The sequence below is a fragment of the Mesorhizobium sp. M2C.T.Ca.TU.002.02.1.1 genome, from assembly GCF_003997225.1.
In genome coordinates this window covers 1-7,049 of the sequence record NZ_RZTO01000277.1, presented here as the reverse complement: position 1 = coordinate 7,049, position 7,049 = coordinate 1, and the positions used below count along the sequence as shown (strand labels likewise).

Genomic DNA, 7,049 nt, shown 5'->3' with positions numbered 1-7,049 from the left:
ATTGGCGGCGCAGGCTGAGGAGAGGGCGCGTGGCAAGTAGAGGCCGCGTTGGCGCCTCTGGTTTGGGACCAGAGGGTCGTGCAGCACTGAGGTCAGCAAGTTGACCTCCCGCACCCCCGCCATCTCCACCGACATCACCAACCTCTTCGCCACGCGCAACACGCACGCCGTCGAGGTCGCCATATTGCAGCCGGCGGACCCCTTCCTCGACATGGCGGGGGAGGACCTGCGCCGCCGCATCTTCCTGACCGAAAGCGAGACCGGCAAGACGCTGTGCCTCCGGCCCGAATTCACAATTCCCGTCTGCCTCGACCACATCGCCAGCCAGGCCGGAACGCCGCGCCGCTACTCTTATCTCGGCGAAGTCTTCCGCCAGCGCCGCGACGGCGGCAACGAGTTCTTCCAGGCCGGCATCGAGGATCTCGGCGATCGCGACACGGCCGCCGCCGACGCCCGCTCGCTGGCCGACGCGCATGCGTTGCTCTCGCTTGTGCTGCCTGGACGCAAGCTCGCCATCACGCTCGGCGATCAGACCCTGTTCGAGGCGGTGCTGGCGGCACTCGGCCTGCCGCGCGGCTGGCGTATGCGCCTTGCCCGCGCCTTCGGCTCGGCGCCCATGCTGGAAGCGGCCCTTGCCGATCTCGCCAACCCGCCGCGCAACAGCCAGCTCTCCGGTCCGGTCGCCCTGTTGGCGCTCGACGGCGATGCGGAAGGCCTTGCCGCGCATATTGCCGAGGGCATGGAGGAAGCCGGGTTGTCGGCATCGTCCGGCCGCGCCCCGGCCGACATCGCGCGCCGGCTGATCGAGAAGGCGCAACTGCGCAGCGTGCGGCTGTCCGACGACGCCTTCTCGGCGCTCAAGGGGTTTCTCGGGATCGACGTCGCGCTCGACGGCGCGACCGCGGCGCTGGAAAAATTCGCCGCCGATGCCGGCCTGTCGCTGGGACCGGCGCTGGAGAATTTCGCCGCCCGCGCCAGGGCGATCGAGGCGCATGGCCTGTCCGCAGCGCAAATCCGCTACGACGCCGCCTTCGGCCGCCCGCTCGACTATTACACTGGCCTGGTCTTTGAGATTGCCGCGGGTGACGGCGACCGCCCGCTGGTCGGCGGCGGCCGCTACGACCGGCTGCTGACGCTGCTCGGCGCCAAGAAGCCAATTCCGGGCGTCGGCTTTTCGGTCTGGCTCGACCGCATCGAAGCCCTGCGGGAGAGCGCGAAATGATCACGCTGGCGATCCCCTCGAAAGGCCGTCTCAAGGAGCAGTCGCTGGAAGTGCTGGCCAAAGCCGGCCTGGCTGTCGCCTTGCCTGAGGACGACCGCAAATACCGCGCCCGCATCGATGGCCTCGACAATGTCGAGGTGGCCTTCCTGTCCGCGTCCGAGATCGCCGGCGAGATCGGCCAGGGCGCGGTCGATCTCGGCATCACCGGCGAGGACCTCTTGCGCGACAACCTCGCCGACTGGGAAGCGCGCGCCGAGATCGTCGCTCGCCTCGGCTTCGGCCATGCCGATGTCGTGGTGGCGGTGCCCGACATCTGGCTCGATGTCGATACTATGACCGATCTCGACGACGTCGCTGCCGATTTCCGCCAGCGCCACGGTCGGCGGCTCAGGATCGCCACCAAATACTGGCGGCTGACGCAGCAGTTCTTTTCGCTCAAGCACGGCATCCAGGTCTACCGCATCGTCGAAAGCCTCGGCGCCACCGAAGGCGCGCCGGCGGCCGGCCTTGCCGACGTCATCGTCGACATCACCACCACCGGCTCGACGCTGCGCGCCAACCACCTCAAGGTGCTGGGCGACGGCACGATCCTGAAGTCGCAGGCCTGTCTGGTGGCTTCAAGGAAGCAGCGCGAGGCGGCGGACGAGGCCGGGCTGCGGGAAATCGCCGCGAAAATGGCCGCGCTGGTCGCTTAGCCACCTCTACCTTCGGCGGGTTTCCTCTGCCCCGACAGGCTGATAGGCTGGCTTATCCCGGGAGGAGACGGCGATGGCGATCAAACTCGACGAGCTCATGAACGCCACCAATCTGCGCGGGCGCGGCGCCGGCGGCACCTTCATCGCTCCGCTGGGCGGCAAGGCGCATGTATCGGGCGATCGCTCGGCGCCGCTGCTCGACAAGACCATCCCTGAATTGTTTTCCGAAACGGTGAGCAGATATGCCACGCTCGACGCCGCCGTCTTCGCCGGCCAGGACAAGCGCTTCACCTGGAGCGAGCTGTCGGATGCTGTCGACGCCCTGGCCGCCGGCTTCCTGGCGCTCGGCCTGGAAAAGGGCGACCGCGTCGGCATCTGGTCGCCGAACCGCTGGGAATGGCTGGTGACGCAGTTCGCCACCGCGCGCATCGGCCTGATCCTGGTCAACATCAACCCGGCTTACCGGCTGACCGAGCTCGAATTTGCCCTCAACAAGGTCGGGTGCAAGGCACTCGTGACCGCCGCCCAATTCAAGGCGTCCGACTACCTCGGCATGATCGAGACACTGGCGCCGGAACTCGCCACCGCCGAACCCGGCAAGCTGAAGGCGAAAAAACTGCCTTCGCTGGAAATCGTCATCCGCATGGGCGACGACAATTCGCCCGGCATGTTCAATTTCGGCGACGTGCTGGCCACCGCCGCGCGCGACGACTACGACAAGCTCGACCGCATCACCGAGAGCCTGAAGCCCGGCGACGCCATCAACATCCAATTCACGTCCGGGACCACGGGAGCGCCAAAGGGCGCGACGCTCACGCATTCCAATATCGTCAACAACGGCAATTTCGTCACCTCGGCCATAAAACTCACCGTCGACGACCGGCTCTGCATCCCCGTGCCGCTCTATCACTGTTTCGGCATGTCGATGGGCACGATGGGCTGCGTGTCGAAGGGCGCGACCATGGTCTTCCCGGGCGAAGGTTTTGACGCCGGCGCGACGCTGAAGGCGGTCGCGCAGGAGCGTTGCACCGGCCTCTACGGCGTGCCGACCATGTTCGTCGCCATGCTCGACCACGCGGATTTCGCCAGCTTCGATCTCTCCAGCCTGCGCACCGGCATCATGGCCGGCTCGCCATGCCCGATCGAGGTGATGAAGAAGGTGGTGTCGCTGATGAACATGAGCCAGGTGACCATCGCCTATGGCATGACCGAGACCAGCCCCGTCTCCTTCCAGAGCAGCGTCGACGATCCGCTGGAAAAGCGCGTCTCGACCGTCGGCCGCATCCACCCGCATGTCGAGGTCAAGGCGATCGCGGCCGACGGCGCCACCGTGGCGGTTGGCGAGCCGGGCGAGCTCTGCACGCGCGGCTATTCGGTGATGAAGGGCTATTGGGACGACGCCGACAAGACCCGCGAGGCGATCGACGCCGACGGCTGGATGCACACCGGCGATCTCGCGACGATCGACGCCGAGGGCTATTGCAACATCGTCGGCCGGGTGAAGGACATGGTCATCCGCGGCGGCGAGAACGTCTACCCGCGCGAGGTCGAGGAATTCCTCTATCGTCATCCCAAGATCAAGGAAGTACAGGTCTTCGGCATTCCGGACGCCAAATACGGCGAGGAGCTCTGCGCCTGGATCGTGCTCAAGCCCGGCCAGATAGCGACGGAGCAGGAGATCAAGGCCTTCTGCGCCGGCCAGATCGCGCACTACAAGGTGCCGCGCTACGTCCGCTTCCGCACGGAGCTGCCGATGACAGTGACCGGCAAGCCGCAGAAATTCCTGATGCGCGCGGCGATGGTGGAGGAATTAGGGCTGGTGGCGCAGAAGACGGCGTAAACGGCATTTATGGACAACGAGTTTCCAAATTTCGCGGCGCTGAAAGCCGCCAAGATCGAAAACATAGATTATCGCATAGTCGTCCGGCGCGGCGCGGGAACCGGCGGTGCGATCGTCATGGCCCCACACGGCGGCAAGATCGAGCCCCGCACCTCGCTGATCACCGAGACGATAGCGGGGAACGATCTCGATATGTATTGCTTTGAAGGGCTTATGCCGGAAAGCAACCGGGAGCTGCACATAACCTCCAGGAATTTTGACGAGGCAACCGCGCTGGAACTGCTGCGGACAAAGTCCACTGTCGTCGCTATCCATGGCCGTCAGGATCGGGACGATCTTGCGACAGTCTATATGGGCGGTAAGGACGCCGTGTTGGTTTCAGAGATAGTCCGGCGTTTGCAGGAGGCCGGCTTCCAGACAAAAAAGGATAACCATCCTTTTCCGGGTATCCAGGATTCGAACATCGTCAACCGGGGGCTGACGGGGAAGGGCGCACAACTGGAAGTGCCCTTCTCGCTGCGCCGCCGACTGGGGAACGAGCCGGAACTGCTGGAAAGATTCTGCGGGGCGGTTCGCGAGGCCATTGATGCATTCGACGCCGGAAGCGGTGCCCGGTCCCCAATCATGTTCTGACTGACTGACTTGGCGGGCAAAGATTGCCCGTCAGAGGTGCTCCCCACTCGCTTTTCCTCTAAGTTCGCGGGAAACGCATGACGTTTGGGGGGCTTGAATGACTGGTTACGGGCGCTCGGTGACGTCCTACACGATGCCATTGGCCGCGCTGGCGATGGCTCTCGCGGTAAGGGCCAGCGGCATTTCGGTCGACGAAGGGTCGCTGAACGTCAGGATAATCGTTGGGGCGCTGTCGAGCGCCATCATGTTCATCACCATTTTCGTGGTGCTCGACCATGCCGAGGCGCTCGCCCGGCGCGTGGGCGAGCCTTACGGAACATTGGTGCTGACCTTTGCTGTGACGGCGATCGAAGTGTCGATCATCGTCTCCATGATGCTGCACGGAGCAAACAACCCGACGCTGGCGCGCGAGTCCGTCTTCTCGACGGTGATGATCACCTCCACCGGCGTTGTCGGCATCTGCCTCACGCTTGGCGGCTGGCGCTATCGCAAGCAGGCGATCGTCCGGCAAGGGACCAGCGCCTACCTGTCGGTTCTGATCGCGCTGACCGTGATGACGCTTATTCTACCGACCTACACCCGGGCCACGGATCCCGGCACGTTTTCGGCGGCTCAGCTTGGGTTCGTAAGCGTCCTTTCGGTGCTGCTCTATGCGAGCTTCGTGTTCGCCCAGACCGTCCGGCACCGGGAGGATTTCGTCCAGGGACAGGCGCACGAAGCGCCCATGCGAACCGCCTCCCACCAAAGCATTTCCGTCAGCGCCCTGCTGCTGTTGAGCGGCCTCATCGGCATTGTCCTGCTCGCCGAGCAGGTCGCTGCAAGCGTGGAGGATGCGCTCGCCGCCTATCAAGTAACCCAGGCCGACAGCATCGTGGGGGCGTTGATCGCGGCGCTGGTCTTGATGCCGGAGGCCATCTCGGCAATCCGCGCCTCGTTCAAGAATGAGCTGCAGCGAAGCCTGAATGTCGCGATGGGCTCGGCCTGCGCCACGATCGGTTTGACGATACCGGCGGTCGCGGCCGCCAGCCTGCTGACGGGCAGGGGACTGACCCTGGGGCTTCCGGCGTCCGATGCGGTGCTTCTGGTGCTGGCGCTTTTCATTTGCACCGTAAGCTTCGGTACCGAAAGAACGACGTTCCTGACGGGCATGGTCCATATCGTGGTGTTTTTTACATACGTCTTTCTGATATTCGTACCGTGAAAGCTCTTGCCGGGTCGGATGAAGAGGGTGGAGACGACCGCGAGGCCGGGACATGCCGTCATCCAATTCTCTATCGGGCAGCGGGCGCTCCCGCATCCGGTTGCCGAGTGACCGACAAGCCGCAGAAAGTTTTGATGCGCGAGGCAATGGCGGAGGAACTGGAGCTGGCGGTGCAGAAGACGGCGTGAGGGGCGGTGCGATCTGGCGCCGAGGCGCCAAGGTGGCCGCCTCCTTTCTCCCCGCCTCAAAACCACGGAACGCCGCGGCACAAAACGTGGCGGCGCTTGATCGATGTCAATGACGCCCGCGCGGCGCCGCGCTGGATACAAGCCTTGACCTTCCAGGGAAGCCAATGCGGCACATCAAAATCGTATTCTGGGGCCTGCTAGCGCTGCTGAGCATTCTATGGCTGGCAGCCGAACCTTCGGCATTCCAGCCGGAAAGCTTCATGGCCCTGCGCGACGCGATGGTCCAATACAGCGGCGTCATCGCGATCGGCGTGATGAGCGTCGCGATGGTCCTGGCGCTGCGACCGCGCTGGCCGGAACGCTGGTTCGGCGGGATGGACAAGATGTACCGTCTGCACAAGTGGCTGGGCATCACGGCCCTGATCGTCTCCGTGGCTCATTGGCTTTGGAGCCAAGGGCCGAAATGGGCGATGGGATGGGGCTTGCTCGAGCGTCCGGCACGCGGCGAAAGGCCCACGGTGGAAAACCCGGTCGAGGCGTTCTTCATGAGCTTGCGCGGTTCGGCGGAAGGGGTGGGCGAATGGGCCTTCTATGCTGCCGTGCTGCTGATCGCATTGGCGTTGATAAGGTATTTTCCCTACCGGCTCTTCTACAAGACGCATCGTCTTCTCGCGATCGCTTATCTCGTGCTGGTGTTCCACGCGGTCGTGCTGACCGAGTTCAGGTACTGGACTTCGCCGATTGGCGTGGCAATGGCGCTGCTCCTGGTGGCTGGCACCTATGTGGCGGCGATCGTGCTGCTCCGCCGCGTGGGCGCCGGACGGAAGGTGCAGGGCACGATCACCTCGCTTCACTATTATCCCGGCGTGCGAGCTCTTGAGACCGAGATCGAGGTGCCGCAAGGGTGGCCGGGTCACAAGCCAGGGCAATTCGCCTTCGCGACATCGGACAGCTCCGAAGGCGCGCATCCCTACACCATCGCCTCCGGCTGGAACGACAGAGATCGCAAGATCACGTTTGTCACCAAGGAATTGGGAGATCACACCAGCCGGCTGCGCCACAAGCTGCGCATCGGGCAGCACGTGAAGATCGAAGGGCCATATGGCTGTTTCGACTTCGAAAACGGCCAGCCCCGGCAAATCTGGATCGGCGGTGGCATCGGCATCACGCCCTTTATTGCCGGCATGAAGCATATTGCGCTGGGGCGGCAGGCAAAGCGGGATCAGTCATTACCGTCGATCGACCTGTTTCATACGACAGCGGACTATGA

The 7,049-nt window shown here is 64.1% G+C and carries 7 protein-coding genes; all 7 read left to right on the top strand.

What is annotated here, in order from left to right; translation table 11 throughout:
• Nucleotides 1-100 precede the first annotated feature (100 nt).
• Nucleotides 101-1,222 (top strand): ATP phosphoribosyltransferase regulatory subunit, encoded by a 1,122-nt coding sequence (locus EOD07_RS16410; protein WP_127236213.1) that lies wholly within the window; start codon nucleotides 101-103, stop codon nucleotides 1,220-1,222.
• Complete coding sequence (hisG, locus tag EOD07_RS16405) at nucleotides 1,219-1,917, top strand: ATP phosphoribosyltransferase (RefSeq protein WP_127236212.1); 699 nt, start codon at nucleotides 1,219-1,221, stop codon at nucleotides 1,915-1,917. The genes EOD07_RS16410 and hisG overlap by 4 nt, the downstream gene beginning before the upstream one ends.
• A gap of 73 nt (nucleotides 1,918-1,990) precedes the next feature.
• The gene (locus EOD07_RS16400) at nucleotides 1,991-3,757 is read left to right on the top strand and encodes an AMP-binding protein (RefSeq protein ID WP_127236211.1); all 1,767 of its coding nucleotides are present in this window, start codon (nucleotides 1,991-1,993) and stop codon (nucleotides 3,755-3,757) included.
• Between the two features lie 9 nt (nucleotides 3,758-3,766).
• Entirely contained in the window at nucleotides 3,767-4,390 is a 624-nt protein-coding gene (locus tag EOD07_RS16395) for a poly-gamma-glutamate hydrolase family protein (protein ID WP_127236210.1), read from the top strand.
• Between the two features lie 118 nt (nucleotides 4,391-4,508).
• Nucleotides 4,509-5,591, top strand: a complete 1,083-nt coding sequence (locus tag EOD07_RS16390; RefSeq protein WP_245470174.1) for a calcium:proton antiporter — start codon at nucleotides 4,509-4,511, stop codon at nucleotides 5,589-5,591.
• On the top strand, nucleotides 5,588-5,779 hold the full coding sequence (locus EOD07_RS16385) for a hypothetical protein (RefSeq protein WP_127236208.1): 192 nt from the start codon (nucleotides 5,588-5,590) through the stop codon (nucleotides 5,777-5,779). Before EOD07_RS16390 ends, EOD07_RS16385 begins: the two co-directional genes overlap by 4 nt.
• A gap of 164 nt (nucleotides 5,780-5,943) precedes the next feature.
• Nucleotides 5,944-7,049 (top strand): ferric reductase-like transmembrane domain-containing protein (locus EOD07_RS16380; protein ID WP_127236207.1); only part of this gene is annotated, 1,106 nt, incomplete at its 3' end.